Genomic DNA, 17251 nt, shown 5'->3' with positions numbered 1-17251 from the left:
TGCCTTTTTATTGGCTTTGGGTTGATGTTACTTGTGTGATAATCAGAGAAGTAATTACTTTTCTTCTTCACCCAGAAATCCATTTTCATACCGAGCGAAATGCGTTAAATATGGAAGAGCAGTTTGCTCGCTAACAGGCAGAATTTTTTGATTTAGGAGTACGTCTAAGGAAAGCATGGAAATATTTTTTACGATTCTTATCTTGACCCTGGTTGTATCCCTGTCTGGGGTCGTTACCCGCATTTTACCTTTTCAAATCCCTCTGCCTTTAATGCAAATCGCGCTTGGTGCCATCCTTGCCTGGCCCCAGTTTGGTTTGCACGTTGATTTCAATCCCGAGCTGTTTATGGTGCTCTTCATTCCACCGCTGCTGTTTGCCGACGGCTGGAAAACGCCGACGCGTGAGTTCCTGAGGCATGGTCGGGAAATTATTGGTCTGGCGCTGGTTCTGGTCCTGATTACCGTGGTGGGCATCGGCTACTTTATCTACTGGATGGTACCGGGAATGCCGCTGATTGCGGCCTTCGCGCTGGCTGCTGTGCTGTCGCCGACGGATGCCGTCGCGCTGTCTGGCATCGTCGGTGAAGATCGTATTCCGAAAAAACTGATGGGCATTTTGCAGGGCGAAGCGTTGATGAACGATGCGTCCGGTCTGGTGTCACTGAAATTTGCTGTCGCGATTGCGATGGGTACGATGGTGTTTACGGTTTCCGGTGCGACGCTGGAATTTATGCAGGTTGCGTTGGGCGGGCTGCTGGCGGGCGTCGGTGTGACCTGGATATTCGGTAAATCGCTGCGCGTTATCAGCCGTTGGAGTGGTGATGATGCCGCAACGCAGATCGTACTGCTGTTGCTGCTACCTTTTGCGTCGTATCTGATTGCTGAACACATCGGCGTGTCGGGTATTTTGGCTGCGGTAGCGGCGGGGATGACGATCGGGCAGTCGGGTGTGATTCGTAGCGCGCCACTCACGATGAGAATGCGTGCCAACGGCGTGTGGTCGATGCTGGAATTTGTGTTCAACGGCATGGTGTTCATCATGCTGGGCCTGCAATTGCCGGACATCCTGGAAACCTCGGTGACGCAGGCAGAGCTGGATCCAACGGTTGAAACCTGGATGCTGTTTACCGATATCGTGATCATCTATGGTGCGCTGCTGTTGCTGCGTTTCTGCTGGCTGTGGGTGATGAAAACATACAGCACGCACATCCAGAAAAAGCGCCCGATGATCTTTGCCGAATTTTCCACGCGCGAGCTGTGGATCGCATCCTTTGCTGGCGTACGAGGGGCGATTACGCTGGCGGGTGTGCTATCCATTCCGCTGCTGCTGACGGACGGCACCGCGTTTCCCTCACGTTATCAGTTGGTGTTTATCGCTACGGGCGTTATTTTGTTTTCTCTGCTGTGTGGCGTGCTGGCGTTGCCGTTTCTGCTGCGTGGAGTGGTGGTCGCGGACAAGGCCGCGCATGCCAAAGAAATCCGCATGGCGCGTATGGCGGTGGCAGAAGTGGCGATCAAAAGTATGCACAAAATGGAGGAGCGTCTGGCCGCCGATCGAGAGGAAAACATTGATGAGCAGGTGCTGAAAGAAGTCAGCTCACGCGTCATTGGCAATCTGCGCCGACGGCTTATTGATAAAGACGATCCTGAAAATGGCCTGCTGATTGAGAATCTGGAGCGGCGTTTTCGTCTGACCGCGCTGAATTCCGAACGTGCGGAACTGTATCACCTGCGTGCCACGCAGCAAATCAGCAATGAGACGTTGCAAAAAATGCTGCGCGATCTCGACCTGATGGAAGCGCTTCTGATCGAAAATGAGTAAGACGCGGTGAGACGATCCCCGTTACCGCGTTGATTTCTTTCTTTTCTCCTTTCTTCCTCTGCATCCCCATGGCGTAAGCGATGGGGATGTTTTTTATGCGTCCAGTCTAAGAACGACGTCAGGCGATTGTAAACTGCTTGTCACTAAATGATAATGATTGTTATTATCCGTAGGACTTTTCTCATAAGTGAAAAGTAGAGCAATAAAAAAACAGAAAAGTAAAAAAACCAGAAGCAAAAAACGACCCGCACGGTATCAACATCGTGTGGGGTGAATGGCTGTTTGAAGGACCAGATAAAATAAACGGACATTAACCCTGAATTAATTAGGTAATAAGCCACGTTTATAGGGGAACATTATGCGTGTATTAGTGGTTGATGATGATTCTGTGCTGTGCCATTGGCTGGGGTCTAAATTACATTCCCACGGCCATTCTTGCCGAATGGTGCACGATGGCGCACACGCATTAAAAGCGATCAAGGATGAAGTTTATGATGTCGTTCTGTTAGACAGAATGTTACCCATCATGGATGGATTTACGGTATTACGTGAATTACAAGGCTCACGTCATCCGCCTATTATGCTGCTCTCGGCGCTGGATCGTGATGTCGATCGGGTGATGGGTTTAGAGCTTGGTGCGGAGGATTATCTCGGCAAGCCTTTTAATTTTAATGAGCTTAGATTACGTCTGGATATTATGGCGCGGCGCGGTAAACGCCATGTCGATAATCCTTCTATGCTGACCTTTGAAGACCTGCAACTGGATCGTATGCAGCGCGTTGCATGGCGCGGTGGTAAGCGTATCGACTTGACCGATAAAGAGATCAAGTTACTGATTATATTAATGGAAAACCCAGGTCAGGCGATTACGCGTACGATGCTGTTAGAGCGCGTGTGGGGCTACAATTTTGATCCGCAGACCAATCTGATCGACGTTCATATGTCAAAACTGCGGGCAAAAATTGATAAAGGCTTCCCGCGTCCATTAATTAAAACGCTAAGAGCGATGGGCTACGCATTAGGCGCGGTAGATAAGGACAAAACCGATGTTGGTAGCCACGCTGAATAAAATAAAAATAAAGAAGCTTGGGCAGCGTTGGCGGGTAAAAATAAAACACTGGCAATTACTGGGGGCAAGCCAATATCCCGGCTTTTTATGTACCTCTAATTTTCGCCAGGCAATAACCATTGTTTTTCTGTTCTTATTGATGATGCTGATGTGTATTGTCGGCTTCAGTTCATTAAGTGAAACGCTGATTAGAACGCATGTCCGCGAAGTTATTCTGGGTAATATTTACGACTATTCGATGCAGTCGCGTTTAACGAATGCCGATAGCCTGATTACGCAATTACGGCAGGATAATCGCGCGAAAGGGGATGAATTACCGCTGTTTCTGGTGATGGATAAACACGGTGATATTCTGTATCACAATCATCCATTAAGGGCGCATCCATTCCCTCCCCATTCTGCACACTCACACCCTCTGGAAATGCGGCAGCATACCGATTGCCAGATGGATGTCAGCTGTCTTAAAGCCGAAATCTCCAGCCCTGACGACCCGGATCTGATCGGTTTGTCCGTGATGCTGGATGACGGGGGCGTGCTGTTTACCGCTTACAATATTCGGCCGATGTTAGAGCGGGTGAGAACTATCCCGCTCGTGGCGGGGGCGGGACTGTTTGTCGTGCTGCTTTTCTGCCTGTTTGTCAGCCGTCATTTCAGCTTACGCAGCTTGCGCAGCGTGGAGAAAATCCGTGCGGCGCTACATCGCTACAGCAGCGGTGAGCAACAGGTGCGTATGCCGCTGTCGCCTTACGACGATGATTTTGACAGCCTGAGCGCCGATATTAACCAGAATCTGGAACGGATAGATCGCCTAATGGAGCAGGTGCGCAATACCTCGAGCCATGTCGCACACGAACTGCGTACGCCGCTGACGCATCTGCAAAATCGCCTGTTCAATCTGACGGAGCGGGCAGGGCTGGATAACGACATTCGTGATGAGTTGAATCTGGCGGTGGACGAGGTGCATAAAATCCTCGGGCTATTCCGAACCGTGATGCGCATCGGTGAAATCGAAAGTGGGCGCTGTGTGCACCAGTTTGAGAACATTGAAGCGCGCCAACTGCTGGAAGAAATTGCCGAATATTATCAGCCGCTGGCAGAAGAGCGCGGCTGTCGCCTGAAGATTGAAATCAAAGCCGGAATTCAGCTCTTTGGTGACCGAGCACTGCTGTTTCAGGCGCTGGCCAATCTGGTAGAGAACGCGCTGAAATACGCGGCGCAGGGAAAATACATCACGTTGAGCGTGACGCTGTACCGTGGCTGGATCGCCCTGAGCGTTGCTGACCGCGGTCCGGGCATTCCGCCGGCGCTGCATGCCAAAGCGCTGCAACGCTTTCAGCGGCTGGATACCTGGTTTCAGTCTGGCTACGGGCTGGGACTATCTCTGGTTCAGGCGATTACCGACCTGCACGGAGGCAAACTCTATCTGGATTCCTCAGAGCCGGGCCTGAACGTTTATCTGTGCCTTAATCGCTGCTAATCCTTTTTTTCTCGATGAAATATGACGCGCGGTGAGTGGGTTTTCTCTGCTTACCACGACGGTTTTCTCTTGATCGTTTATGAATATCCCTGCAAAAAACATGAATATTTATTAATTTTCCCTGCAATGAAAACTGTGTTAATTATTGATTTGTATTGATAATTTTTTGTATGGAAAGATTAACGAATATTAATGTTCTACTGCTTGCGGCTCTTGATAATAAGTCTCATTATTAATCTTATTATCATCATGGCACCCCCGAATTTCCGAGTAGGCCATGATTTCTTTGCCTGCGGATTAGAGAGTCTTCCCATGAAAAATATGAAAGCAAAACTGCGTTCTTTCCTGCGTGACGAGAGCGGTGTAACGGCAATCGAATACGGCATTCTTGCGGCGGCGATGGCGGCGGCTATTGGCGCTATTTTCGGCGGTGACGGTATCTTTGTGAAAGCGCTGAATGAGAAATTCAGCCAAATCGCCGATCAAATCACCGGTACGGGCACCAGCGGCGGTACATCCGGCGCTGCGAAATAAGTAGAGATGGCGGATTACGCGCACTGGCCGCAGACGGTACTGCTGATGGGGTGCCTGCTGTGGTGTATCAGTACCGACCTGTTAGTACGCAAAATTACGAATCAGGCGGTACTGATTTTATTGCTGGGCTGGCTGTTTTTCAGCGCTTCACATGTCCTGCAATCCGGTGCGTTAGATATGTTGGCATTACAGAAAGCGCTTTGGGCGCTGCCAGGCGCGGCGGCAGTACTGGTTGTGGGATTTTTGCTTTTCCTTACCGGCAGATTAGGCGCCGGGGATGTCAAGCTGATGAGTGTGCTGTGCCTGTGGGTTGGGCAAGGGCACCAGATCGTTTTCGTCATGGTGACGGCGCTGGCTGGCGGTGTTCTGGCGCTTAGCTTGCCGCTGCTGAATACCGTACCCACAGCGGTGGCGATGGGCATTCAAACCGCCAACCGGATATTCAAGAGTCGGTTGCCTATGCCACCCGCGTTGCCCGCCGATCTTTCTCAAGGCATACCTTACGGCGTCGCCATTGCGTTCGGCGCGATGTATGTCCTGATTTTTCCCTTGTTTTAATTCTGTCGCAGCTTTAAGACACACACGCTAGGGTAGGCAAGTTGAAATGAAAGTGAACTCTACATACGTACTGTCAGGCGCGCTCGTGCTGGCAGGCATTGTTGCGCTGATGGTGCGTAGCCATCTCTCTTCTGAACCCCCAGCGCCGCCTCCCGTCGTGGTGAAAGCGCCGGAAAAAGCCGCTGTTTTGGTGGCTGCAAAAGATCTGCATCCCGGTGATTTCATTGATCCTAGCTCACTACGCTGGCAGACCACGGATGAACCCGTTTCCCGTTCGTTTAACTTTGTTCGCGGCCAGGACAATCAGTCTCTGCTACTTGGCGCAACGCTGCGTGAAACGGTGACACAAGGTTCGTGGCTTAGCAGTAATGTTGTTGTGAAACCCAATGAGCCGGGTTTTGTTGCCGCCGTGCTGCATAAAGGGATGCGGGCTATCTCCGTTCCCACTAGCGCGATTGCGAGCAATGCAGGGCTAGTCTCAGCAGGCGATCGTGTTGATGTGATCCTCAGCATGAGACGAGACGATCAGTCAGAGTTACCCGCAAGTCGCAACCAACCTGTCGTGATGCCACTGTTGGCGTCACAAACAATCGTTCGCGATTTACGCGTATTGGCGCTGAACGATAAAACCGGTACGCCGATATACCCACGCTTTGATGCTGCGGAAGACGGTACTGTGCTTGATGCAACCGCCAAAAGCCGTGAGTCTGCCGTGCGTTCTCGTCCTGCAACCTATCAAACTGTTACGCTAGAAGTGACGCCGCAGCAGGCTGAAGCGCTGGCTGTAGCCAAAGAGCTAGGAATTCTGCATTTGGCGCTGCGCAGTGCCGATCTGGATGATGTAGTCGATCCTACAACAGGGCGACCTCATGTGACCACAGTGCCTCTGGCAACCGATATCTACGGGGCATTCTCAGCAGGATCCGGTGAACGCAAAGTGAAAATCTATCGCGCGGCGCAAAAAGACGTGGTGACGTTCCCCTCCCGCTAGGACGAATACGCAATCTGACAGCCTGCGGGGTGCCGCGAGCTGCTCATGGAACAATGAAGCCCATTACGGAAATTAAGTAAATGACGATGTTTTCGCTGTTTTTGAAATCGGACTTTCGGGGTACGTGCAAACGATTGCTGGCCGCTGGCCTGTTTAATGCGGTATTGCCTGTCACGCTGACGACGATGATGTTGCCCGCAACCACGCTGGCGGCTGGGGTATCGGTAGCGCCGGTAACCGACGAGGTGCACCTGACCGTGCACCAGGGACGGTTATTGCAACTCAACGAGCTGCCGGACAGCGTGCTGGTGGCCGATCCGAATATTGCCAGTTTCGAACTGCCTTCACCGGGTAACCTGTTTGTCTACGCCAAAAGCGTCGGCACCACTACGCTCTACGCGATGGATGAAAATGGCAATGTCATCAACGCCATTCGTCTGGTATCCGAGCATGATTTGAAAGCGCTGGGTGAACGCATGAAGCGTGAATTCCCCGGTGCGGATATCCAACTGGAACCCTCGATTCCCAGCGGTGTGATTGTGCGCGGTAGCGTTGATACCCCGCAGGATGCCAAACGCGTCATCGACAGCATACAGACTTACATCAAGTCATCTGTAGGCGGTGGGCAGGGCGGCGGTGGAGGCGGTGGCGAAAGACTGCCGGGTTCCAGCGAAACGTCCGGTAACGTAGTCAACCAGCTCAAAATCAAAACGCCTTCGCAAATCAATATTCAGGTGCGTGTGGTGGAAGTGTCCCGCAAGTTAACCAGCGAACTGGGCTTCAACTGGGCGGCATCACTGAGTACCGGCAGCGGCAACATGACCGCAGGCAGCGGATCGCGTCTTAATCTGTTCAACGCCACGACCGGGAGATTTGCGAACCCAACGGATGCGGGCTTCCTGAATTTCGGCCGTTCCAGACTGAGCGGATTGTTAACCGCGATGAACCAGCAGGGCATGGCGACCGTGTTGGCTGAACCCAACCTGACGGCGATGTCAGGGGAAACCGCGGCGTTTGCCGCAGGGGGTGAAGTGCCAATCGTCCTGATCACCAACAACAGCGTCAGCATCGATTACAAATCCTACGGTGTGATTCTGCGCATGACGCCAACGCTGCTGTCAGCCAATCGCATCAGCCTGCACATTGCACCGGAAGTCAGTGAGCTAACCGACGTCGGTTCCGTACAGCTGGAAGGCGGATCGCGTATTCCGGCCTTAACCGTGCGCCGTGCGGATACCACGGTAGAGCTAGCCAGCGGTCAGAGTTTTGCCTTAGCAGGCATGCTGCGTAGCGCCGGTAGCCAGACGATCAACGGCGTGCCGGGATTAAGCAGCGTTCCGATGTTTGGCCGTCTGTTTGAAAGCGAAGCCACCAGTCAGGAAGAAACGGAATTGGTGATTATCGCGACCGCCTATGTCGTTGAACCGGTTAATGCGGGCGATCTTCAGACGCCGGGACAAGGCGTGAAAATGCTGGATTCGTCCATGCCGCGCTCTGCATCTATCGGCTATCTCTACTGAGTCCGCGAGGGGCAATAAAACATGAAAACGATCAACAACAGTTACCCTTTGCTTCGCCCACGGCACATGCGTGCGGCGGTGCTTACCGCCGTTGTTTTGCTGGCGGGATGCGGATGGAATAAGCCGATTAACGACGTCCGTATGCAGCGCTTTGATCAGCCTGGGCTTCAACCGATTGCCGTCCAGCCTTCATCGGTATCAGTGCCGTTACTGGTTGCACCGAACGGGCGCGGGTTCCTTCCTGAATCCCTGAAACAGCTGAATATCATGCTGAAGGATCAGGGACGGCTATCCGCACAGACGCTGACGCTGATTCCGCACAGCACAAGCGGTGAGCAGATGGCAGGGCGACTGGCTACCGTGCTGAAAAACGCCGGTGCTAATCCACAGAATGTGAAGCAGATGCGCCGTTCTACGGCGAGTGGACAGAATGGCGATCTGGAAGTGATCTCCGAGGCGCTGGTGGTCAAAACTACCCGCTGCACGATCAACGATCCCAATCAGTTGATGGTGAAGCCCTATGAGGCAATTGGTTCTCTCGGCTGCGCCACGCAAAACAATCTGGCGATGATGGTCGCCGAACCACGCGATCTGATTCAGGCAAAAGCACTGGATAGTGCGGATGGTGTGGCAGCGGTCAATAGCATCGAACGCTATCACAAAGATGAAGTGAAAGAGCTCATCGACATTAACTTTGAAGAAGATTAAGGGCGTGACATTCCATGAGTGAAATTACCCCTAACGATGGTGAAGAACTGGCGCTGCCGCTGGTGGCGTTCGCCAATGACGTACGCGATGTAGCCGATATCGGCGATCTCTTTACTCGCCTGAAACAGCCGGATGTACCGGTGATGTCCGGCGGTATTGCCGCGGCGCGTCAATGGTGTGAACTGAATGTCCCGCCGCGCATTTTACTGGTGGATCTGGAAGGGGCGCACTGGCCGCTTCCGGCACTCGAAGAGCTGCTGAGCGTTTGCGGCCCCACCAGTCAGGTGATCGCGACGGGCAAAGAACAGGATGTCGGCTTGTACCGCGCGTTGCTTCAGGCGGGCGTGGTGGACTATCTGGTGAAGCCATTCACGCTGGATCTGCTGGCGGCAACGCTGGCGAAGTGTGAAGGCCAACAGGCCGGACCGGAATATGCCCGAATGGGCAGGACGATTGCGGTCGTCAGCGCCAGCGGCGGAAGTGGTGCCAGTACCGTGGCGATGGGGCTGAGCCGTCTGCTGTCCGGCGAGCGTCATTTGCCTGTGGCACTGGTGGATTTTGACCGTCGTAACGGCGACCAACTGCTGTTGCAGGGGCAAACCGATGACGCGGGTTTGGCGGCGGTGTTGGGGACGCAGGAACTGGATACCCGACTGCTGCAACGCGCCATGCTGCGCGTGGATACCCGTCTGCACCTGCTGGCGCAGAAGCCAGAGCTGGGAGAATTGGCCCCGGTTGACGTCGATAACGTGCTGAATCTTGGCGGTGCGCTGTGCCGCATGTTCAATCAGGTGATTTGGGATCTGCCCAGCAGCTACCCGACCGGTGCGCTCGACGTACTGACCTACGCGGATCTGCGCATCATCGTGACGGAATTGACGCTTCAGGATGCACGTAATGTACGGCGCGTGCTGAATGAGATCGGCGACGAAAGCGAAGGACAGCGTCTGTTGCTGGTACATAACCAGAGCCGTTTTGCCACGACCGCGCCGTTAAGCCGCGATCAGTTCGAACAATTTACCAGCCGGAAGATTGATGTCGTGCTGCCGAATGCGGGCCACGCGTTATCACAGAGCCTGACGCTCGGCGCACTGAATCTGGCTGCGGCACCTGCTTTCCAGCAGGGATTACGCCAACTTGTCGATCTGGCCTGCGGCGTACGCGCCAGACCGGCGGAAAAACGCTGGTTCTCGCGTTGGTTAAAACGCGCCTGATGATGTTCAGCGTTCACCGTTTTTCAAAGGGTTACGGACATGTTGATTCGTAAGAATAACCTGCAAAAAAGTGAAGCAGGAAAAAGTACACCTCAGCCTGCGCCTGCTGCCAACGTGGCAGAACTGAAAATGCGTCCGGCTACGGAGAACCGCACACAGCCTGCGGCGAATACGTCTTCTGGATCGGCACCGGCTGCCCGCCAGACGGACAACCGAAACAGCCAGCGTCGGATTATCCGCGCACAGCTCTACGATCAGATCGACGCGGGTAAAGCGGCGATGATGGGGCGCGACAAGCTGCTGGTGCAGATCGAAACGGTAATCCGCCGCATCTGTGATGAGCAGCGCTTGCAGCTTTCTCGTCAGGAAGAGGAAGCCATCGCCACCGAAATGCTGGATGAGATGACCGGGATCGGGCCGATCCAGCCGCTGCTGTCGGATGACACGGTCAACGATATTCTGGTCAACGGTGCCGGTCAGGTGTTTGTCGAGCGTTTTGGCAAACTGGAACTGTCGCCGATAACCTTCATTGATGAAGAGCATGTGTTTAACACCGCGCAGCGTATTGCCGCGGCGGTGGGTCGTCGTATCGATGAAGCCAGCCCGATGGTGGATGCACGTCTGCCGGACGGTAGCCGCGTCAACGTCATCACCTATCCGCTGGCGATCGACGGCACTACTATCTCGATCCGTAAGTTTATGCGTCGCAATCTGTCGCTGGAAATGCTGGCAGAGCGCCGCTGCATGTCCTACGCGATGGCGGATGTCCTGAACAAAGCGATGCAGGCACGCGTTAACGTGATTGTCTCCGGCGGAACGGGGGCGGGTAAAACCACCTTACTGAATGCGCTGTCGCAGAAGATCGGCAGTACCGATCGCATCATCACCATCGAAGATGCCGCCGAGCTGCAATTGCAGCAGGAGCACGTAGTGCGGCTGGAAACTCGTCCTGTCAGCGCCGAAGGTACGGGCCGCGTCGATCAGCGCGATCTGATGCGTAACGCCCTGCGTATGCGCCCTGACCGCATCATTCTGGGTGAGGTGCGCGGCGGCGAAAGCTTTGACATGTTGCAGGCGATGAACACCGGTCACGACGGTTCGCTGTGTACGGTGCACGCCAATACCTCGCGCGATGCGATACAGCGTTTGGAAAACATGGTGATGATGGCGAACATGCAGCTGCCGCTGATGGCGATCCGCCGTCAGATCGCCAGTGCGGTTCACCTGATCGTGCAGATCGAACGTATGCGCGACGGTATGCGCCGCGTGGTGTCCATCACCGAAGTGTGTGGCATGGAGAACGAAGTCATTCAGCTTCAGGATCTGTTCAGCTTCAACATTCAGGGGATGGATGGACAGGGTCTGTTGACCGGTGAATATGTTCAGCACATTCAGCGCCCGCAGTTCTACAGCGATAAAGCGCACTTGTTTGATGCGCAATGACGGACTGAGGAGACGCCGATGAGTGATTTACGCCTGAATCTGATTACGCTGCTGGTATTTTGCAGCGTGCTGATGCTGTTTCTGGCGGTTAACGCCTGGAAAAAGTCGCGGCAGCAGCGCATGCAGCGCGAACAACGCTGGCAGCAGATTTTGAACGAGGTCAGCCCGTCGGCTGCCGACGTCGCGTCTGATTCCATTCTGCGTGACGAAATCAGAACGCCGCTGATGGGGGTTCCGGTAATTGGGCGCTGGCTGGCGATCCTCTGGGCGCAGATGACGTTCATCGGCTGGAAAAAGAACCTGCTCCAACGTTCCCTTTCGCTGGCGGCGGTGAGCCTGATACTCGGCATGATTCTGGGGCAACGCACCCTGCTGCCGCTCACGATGGGGCTGATATTTACGCTGGTGCTGTTTATCAGCATCGGCATGCTGCTATTCCGTTCGACGCTGCAAAAACACCTGAAAGCGCTGCGCGAGAGCCTGCCGGAAGCCATTGATGCGATTACCCGCAGCTGCCGTGCCGGTGTACCGGTGGCGAATACCTTCTCAATTGTTGCGGAGCACCTGACCGGGCCGCTGGCGAATGAATTCAAGACGATCGATCACTGGCTGCGGCTGGGGATTCCGCTGCGTCAGGTGATCCAGGCTTCGGCTACACGGGTGCCGATGTCCGAATATCGCTTCTTCGTGGTGATTTTGATCATCAATCAGGAAGCGGGTGGGCGACTGGGGGAAACGCTGGAGCGTCTATCCGCGACACTGCGTGAACGTCGTGAATTGCAACTGAAAGTGCAATCCAAAACGTCGGAAGCGCGGGCGTCCGCCAAGATTGTCGCCGCACTGTTCCCCGGCTGTCTGGCCTATCTGTACATGAAGTCACCGGAGGATTTCAGTTTCTTATTCTCCGATCCGGTAGGAACGACGGTACTGATTTACGCCTTGTGCAGCGTCTCGGTCGGCATGTTGATCACGCACGTGATGGTTAAACGGATAGGGTAAAGGGAGAGCCACTCATGACTGTTTTTGACGATCCCCTACTGCTGCTGGCGCTTGTGCTGATGGTGGCTGGAATCTATCTGGCCCGTACACAACATAAAATCCAGCAATACAAACAGCTGGAAGTCCGCATGCGCGGGCATTTACCCAGCGCCTCTATAGAGGCGGCCTCTCAGGAAAACATCCTGAGAGGCCAGGGAACAACATTATCTCCCCTGTTGGAAAAGTTGTTGCAGCCTCTCGCCACGCAGGGCGAGCGCCTTTCAGGATCGGATCGCGATCGCCGCAATCTGCGCCGCCTGCTGGATCTCGCCGGGCTTCGCCGCAACGAAGCGGTAGGCTGGCTGGTGATGGGAAAATTTGCTGCCGGGGCGCTGCTCGCTATCGCGCTGGTGTGGGGATGGTTGCCACCTGCTGACCGTGCGGGTTTGACGGGCGTCGCGGCGGGGCTGATCGGCTTCTTTGTCGGTTCGATGGTGCCGGAATGGTGGCTGAAATGGCGTGCGGCAAGCCGAGGCGAAAAGCTAGCGTGTGCGGTGCCGGATGCGCTGGATCTGATGGTGGTCTGCGCCGAAGCCGGTCTGCCTATTGGGCGCGTATTGCAGGTGGTATCGAAAGAGCTGGGGCTGTCTTCACCAGAGATGGCGGATGAACTGCACTACACCGCCGCTGAATTACAGATCCTGTCGGATCGTACGCTGGCGATGAAACATCTGGCGGAGCGAACCCGCGTCAGCGAGATCGAAAGTATGGTGGCGACGCTGATTCAGGCGGAGCGCTATGGTACGCCGCTGTCTCAGGCGTTGCGTACGATTGCAGATGAAAGCCGCAAGACGCTGATTCTGAGTCTGGAAGAGAAGGCGGGTAAATTGCCTGCGCAGCTGAGCGTGCCGCTGATGGCACTCATTCTGCCACCGATTATCGCCATTATGGCGTCGCCTGCACTGGTGCGAGTGGTCCGCCTGCTGGCGCAATAGCATTCTATTTACAACACATTGATTTTTAAAACATCGATTTCCGGTATGTGCCGGAAATCACAACGGTTACAACCGATGGAGTTATCGAAGATGGTCGATCTGGTAGCAAAACTTAAGCGCGGCACGCCCATGCTGGCACTGCTGATTGTCAGTACCGTGCTGGCGGGATGCAGCAGCTCGATGGCGATTAAAGGCAGTAAAGAGGAAGGTCTGCGTTTGGCACGTCTGCTGCGCGATCAGGGTCGTGTTGAAGCAGCGACGGAAGTGTACGCGCGCCTCGACAGCCGCGATGCGCTGAAAGGCGCAGAGATGCTGGAGTATGCCAGCGTGGCGGCTCTGGCACGTTCACCGCAGCAAACGCTGGAACTGTACGGACGAGCACGTCAGGCGCTGGGCGGTGATACCAACAAAATGACGCCGGAAGAAGCGCTGGCGGTGTGTCTGGGAATGGGGCGTGCACAGCTGGCATTGGGACGTAATGCGATGGCACAAACCGATTTTACCTGCGCGCTGAAAGCACAGCCGAACGACGCGGGTGCACTCAATGGCATGGGCGTGGTGATGGATGCCTCTGGCAAACACGCCGAAGCGCGTCAGCTGTTTGAAAAAGCGTTGCAGATAAACCCGGCAGATGTCGCGGCACTCAACAATCTGGCGCTCTCATGGCTGGCAAGCGGCAACGCGGACAAAGCGATTTCGCTGCTGCGTTCAGTGGATGACAGCAACGCGACAGGCAGATTGAATCTGGCACTGGCCTATCTCTATGGCGGCAGAGACGACGACGCGCGTGCAGCGCTGGCGACCATTGCACAGCCGCAGCGTATTGATGGCCTGATTGACGAGCTGAATCAGCGTTTACAGCAGATGCAGCAGGATAAATCCCGTGGCGAAGCGCTGCTGTTATCCAGCCGTCAACGCCTGCAATTGAGTACGCCTGAGTAATGGCGTGGTTTCGTAATCTCGGCCCGTGGCGTGATGAACGTATCGTGCCGCGCCATGAACGCCACTGGCGCAGCACGCGCGGTGTGATCGCGACGGAAGTGGCGTTTCTGGTGCCGGTGGTGCTGGTCGGGGTGATGATGTTGTTTGAACTGGCGCGTATTGGGCTGGTGATCGCCGCTGGCAGCGCTGCGCTGGATAAAGCCGTGCAGGCTTTCCGCCTCGATAATCTCGCATCGGACAGCGCGGAACAGATGGGAACCCGTCTCAAGGCGCGTATGGTTGAAGCGGGATACGGCTACCTCAAGGAAGACGATTTAACCGTCAGCGTGTTGCATTTCGATAACCTGAGCCAGCTTGGCGGGCTGACGAACGGCAATGGCAATCAGGACAACCCGAACGGCGAGGAAACGACAACGCTGCCGGTGTGGTCCGTGACAGTGCAGATTAAAAAAGCGTTTATTACGCCGCTGCCGGAGGTGTTAACGCTAGGGGACACCTTCCGCTATCAGTACAAACATGTGTTTGGGACGGAACTGCGCAATGACTGAGCGTTTACTGAAAACCAGTCGTTTCCTGAGCGGAATGCGCCGCTTCTGGCTTTCTCGTCGTGCTTCTACCGCGGTAGAAACGGCGTTGGCGTTCCCGATTGTGTTGGCGATAGGGTCGCTGTGTGCGGACATCTACACCGTTGGGCTTGAACGGACGCGTATGGAACAGCGTGTGGGCGCTATCGCATCAGTATTAGCGATGCAGCAGAAGCTGGATGAGAGTGGCCTGCAAGGGCTGCTCGATACGATGTTGCCAGTGGAAGGTGCAGGAAACTACCAGCTATTAATCAGCAACGTGCGCCAGACTGGTGAGCTGCACTGGCAGTTGAGCAGAGGCACGGCAGAGGCGCTGTGTGCAGAAAGTGAAACCCTGCCGGGAGAAGAATACCTCCCTGAACTACCGGAAAGGGACCGCGAAGAGGGCAGCAAAAATATCTCCATGATTGTGGTCGAGATCTGCCGTCAGGGAAAAGATGTGGGCCTGCTGGGCGGCTTGTCGCTGGGCGGTCTGCTGCATGCATCGTCGGTCAACCGGGTCGCTGTCGACGTGGTTGAGTTGGACGAGGTACTCAGAAAAGAGGCCGGTCTGGAAGAAAAAGATCAATAGCGACGGGTTTTATACCGGACATTTTTATACCGGACATAGAAGCGGCAAATAGACCGCAAACGGCAGCGAGCTTCTCGTTACCGGAATAATGAAACACTTAAAAATCTATAGGCATATGAGCAATGTCGTTTTTATTTTCCCGTTTTATGGGCGGGTTGAGTACGCGCTGAATCCAGGAATACAGGATAGGAAGGAATGAAAAAAACCTTACAGAACAGAAGAGTAAAAAAAGACGCTACCGGAATTACTCTGTTCTGGCGTGAACGCCTGTCTGCCTTTATTCAGGAGGAAAAGGGCGCGGGCACCGCATTCTATGCACTGGGTGCGATGGCGTTATTGGTGACGGCGGCTTTTATCGTGGATACCTCCACGGCAACCGGTGATGCCACGCAGATCAAGCGCGCGACGGATGCTGCTGCGTTGGCCGTCGCGCATCAGGCGACCATTAATGGCGAAGAATACAGCCAGGAAGAGACCAATAAGCTGGCGTATGACTACGTCAAAAATAATCTGGGGATGAATAAGGCCCTGAGTGACAAGCTGGAGGTAGGCGATGTGGCCGTCACGGAAGGGCGCAACAGCGAGACGCGTAAAACCTATACCGTCACCGTCGCCTTCGAAACCAAGCCCAGTTTGCTGAACCTTGGGGCGAGGCAGCAGGAAGTGTTCTCGACCGCCGAAGTTATCAACCGGCCGACCGAAGTTGCCTTTGTCATGCCAGTGACAGGGGATATGAGTGAGGGGGATATCCGTTCGCTGAAAAGCGTTAGTCGTTCGTTTGTCGAACGTATGCTGAGCAGCGCAGACGGCAAACGTGACAACCTGTGGCTATCGCTGGTGCCGTATAGCCAGTCGGTGAGTGTGTACGACGCGGAAGACGCCAACCGCATTCGGCGCTGGTCTGCTCCGGGGGCGTTGAACCCGCCAGAGCTGCGTTCGCTGTTTGCCAGTGGTGTCGTGAGTAGTCTGGCTGACCGCCGCTTCCCGGATCGCCGTGCCAACCTGCTGTGCATGTATCGCGGGCTGGGGCGGGAAGAAAATTTCTTTTGGGATGAACCCCCCGTTGGCCAATTCAAGGTCTATTACCGCCACGATTTGCCACAAAACGGCAGCCCCGGAGCACCACCGATCAGCTGGCGCGGCCCGAATCCCGATTTCGACGATACCGATGCAGTGGATACCCGTTGGATCGTAGCGGACAGAGGGTGCCCGAATGCCGCGCTGATGCCGCTGACCAATGAAGAAAGCAAACTGAATCAGCGTATCGATCAGTTCTCTGCCCGTTTCAACGTGAACTATGCCATTGGCATGTCATGGGCAGGTGCGGCGCTGTCGCCCAACATGCGCGGTTCAGACGGCTGGGGTGATGCCACGCTGCCGCTGGATTTCAATCTGGACGGCAACGGTGACGGGCAAAAGGTGATCGTGATGCTGGCTAACACGATTGGTAACTGGTTCGACACCGATAGCTACAACTTCAACCGCAATGCATTCAGTGGTCAAACCGGCTCGGATCCCGCCCGTACCTTTGCCGCGCAGCGCTTCCGCGATCTGTGTTCCAGCTTCCGCGCGCGCAACATCAAATTCTATTTTGTCGGCATTCGCCCCGGCGACCCAGAGGATTTTGGCCGCAACCTGTTCGACGCCGAAGCGACGCCAGGCCTGCTGGTTTGCACCGAGGGTGAGAAACGCATGAGTTTTATCGATGGTTCAGGCTTCGGTGCAGAGGGCGTTGAGGATCAATTGATTAGGCGGTTGGATCGTATTGCCGGCCAGATCGAAACCGAGGGCGGCTATGTTCGGCTGGTTGAATGACCGCTGAAGGTAGCCAGGAATGACGCGACT

At 54.9% G+C, this 17251-nt stretch carries 16 protein-coding genes; all 16 read left to right on the top strand.

What is annotated here, in order from left to right:
- The first annotated feature begins 175 nt into the window (after nt 1-175).
- Nucleotides 176-1822, top strand: a complete 1647-nt coding sequence (locus H4F65_RS10190) for a Na+/H+ antiporter (protein ID WP_010285247.1) — start codon at nt 176-178, stop codon at nt 1820-1822.
- Between the two features lie 358 nt (nt 1823-2180).
- Nucleotides 2181-2891, top strand: a complete 711-nt coding sequence (locus H4F65_RS10185) for a response regulator transcription factor (protein ID WP_010285248.1) — start codon at nt 2181-2183, stop codon at nt 2889-2891.
- Nucleotides 2869-4368 carry a sensor histidine kinase gene (locus H4F65_RS10180; RefSeq protein WP_010285250.1) on the top strand — a complete coding sequence of 500 codons (1500 nt, stop codon included), beginning with the start codon at nt 2869-2871 and terminating at the stop codon, nt 4366-4368. Before H4F65_RS10185 ends, H4F65_RS10180 begins: the two co-directional genes overlap by 23 nt.
- Before the next feature lie 312 nt (nt 4369-4680).
- Complete coding sequence (locus H4F65_RS10175) at nt 4681-4902, top strand: Flp family type IVb pilin (RefSeq protein ID WP_010285252.1); 222 nt, start codon at nt 4681-4683, stop codon at nt 4900-4902.
- A gap of 6 nt (nt 4903-4908) precedes the next feature.
- On the top strand, nt 4909-5460 hold the full coding sequence (locus H4F65_RS10170; protein WP_010285253.1) for an A24 family peptidase: 552 nt from the start codon (nt 4909-4911) through the stop codon (nt 5458-5460).
- A gap of 46 nt (nt 5461-5506) precedes the next feature.
- Nucleotides 5507-6451 carry a Flp pilus assembly protein CpaB gene (gene cpaB / locus H4F65_RS10165; RefSeq protein ID WP_010285254.1) on the top strand — a complete coding sequence of 315 codons (945 nt, stop codon included), beginning with the start codon at nt 5507-5509 and terminating at the stop codon, nt 6449-6451.
- Between the two features lie 80 nt (nt 6452-6531).
- Nucleotides 6532-7971: a type II and III secretion system protein family protein gene (locus H4F65_RS10160; protein WP_010285255.1), complete on the top strand. Its 1440-nt coding sequence runs from the start codon at nt 6532-6534 to the stop codon at nt 7969-7971.
- A gap of 21 nt (nt 7972-7992) precedes the next feature.
- The gene (locus H4F65_RS10155; protein ID WP_010285256.1) at nt 7993-8679 is read left to right on the top strand and encodes a CpaD family pilus assembly protein; all 687 of its coding nucleotides are present in this window, start codon (nt 7993-7995) and stop codon (nt 8677-8679) included.
- 14 nt (nt 8680-8693) lie between these two features.
- Nucleotides 8694-9893 carry a CpaE/TadZ family protein gene (locus tag H4F65_RS10150; RefSeq protein ID WP_010285257.1) on the top strand — a complete coding sequence of 400 codons (1200 nt, stop codon included), beginning with the start codon at nt 8694-8696 and terminating at the stop codon, nt 9891-9893.
- Between the two features lie 39 nt (nt 9894-9932).
- Complete coding sequence (locus H4F65_RS10145) at nt 9933-11336, top strand: TadA family conjugal transfer-associated ATPase (protein WP_010285258.1); 1404 nt, start codon at nt 9933-9935, stop codon at nt 11334-11336.
- A gap of 18 nt (nt 11337-11354) precedes the next feature.
- Complete coding sequence (locus H4F65_RS10140) at nt 11355-12335, top strand: type II secretion system F family protein (RefSeq protein WP_010285259.1); 981 nt, start codon at nt 11355-11357, stop codon at nt 12333-12335.
- A gap of 14 nt (nt 12336-12349) precedes the next feature.
- On the top strand, nt 12350-13309 hold the full coding sequence (locus H4F65_RS10135; protein ID WP_010285260.1) for a type II secretion system F family protein: 960 nt from the start codon (nt 12350-12352) through the stop codon (nt 13307-13309).
- Nucleotides 13310-13399: 90 nt separating this feature from the next.
- Nucleotides 13400-14251: a tetratricopeptide repeat protein gene (locus H4F65_RS10130; protein WP_010285262.1), complete on the top strand. Its 852-nt coding sequence runs from the start codon at nt 13400-13402 to the stop codon at nt 14249-14251.
- Nucleotides 14251-14799 (top strand): hypothetical protein, encoded by a 549-nt coding sequence (locus H4F65_RS10125; protein WP_010285263.1) that lies wholly within the window; start codon nt 14251-14253, stop codon nt 14797-14799. The genes H4F65_RS10130 and H4F65_RS10125 overlap by 1 nt, the downstream gene beginning before the upstream one ends.
- Nucleotides 14792-15406 (top strand): TadE/TadG family type IV pilus assembly protein, encoded by a 615-nt coding sequence (locus H4F65_RS10120; protein ID WP_010285264.1) that lies wholly within the window; start codon nt 14792-14794, stop codon nt 15404-15406. Before H4F65_RS10125 ends, H4F65_RS10120 begins: the two co-directional genes overlap by 8 nt.
- Before the next feature lie 195 nt (nt 15407-15601).
- Entirely contained in the window at nt 15602-17221 is a 1620-nt protein-coding gene (locus H4F65_RS10115; RefSeq protein ID WP_010285265.1) for a pilus assembly protein TadG-related protein, read from the top strand.
- Nucleotides 17222-17251 lie beyond the last annotated feature (30 nt).

It is taken from the genome of Pectobacterium brasiliense (assembly GCF_016950255.1).
Lineage (GTDB): Bacteria > Pseudomonadota > Gammaproteobacteria > Enterobacterales > Enterobacteriaceae > Pectobacterium > Pectobacterium brasiliense.
The sequence above is the reverse complement of the archived record's forward strand: the minus strand, read 5'-3'. Positions and strand labels throughout refer to the sequence as shown.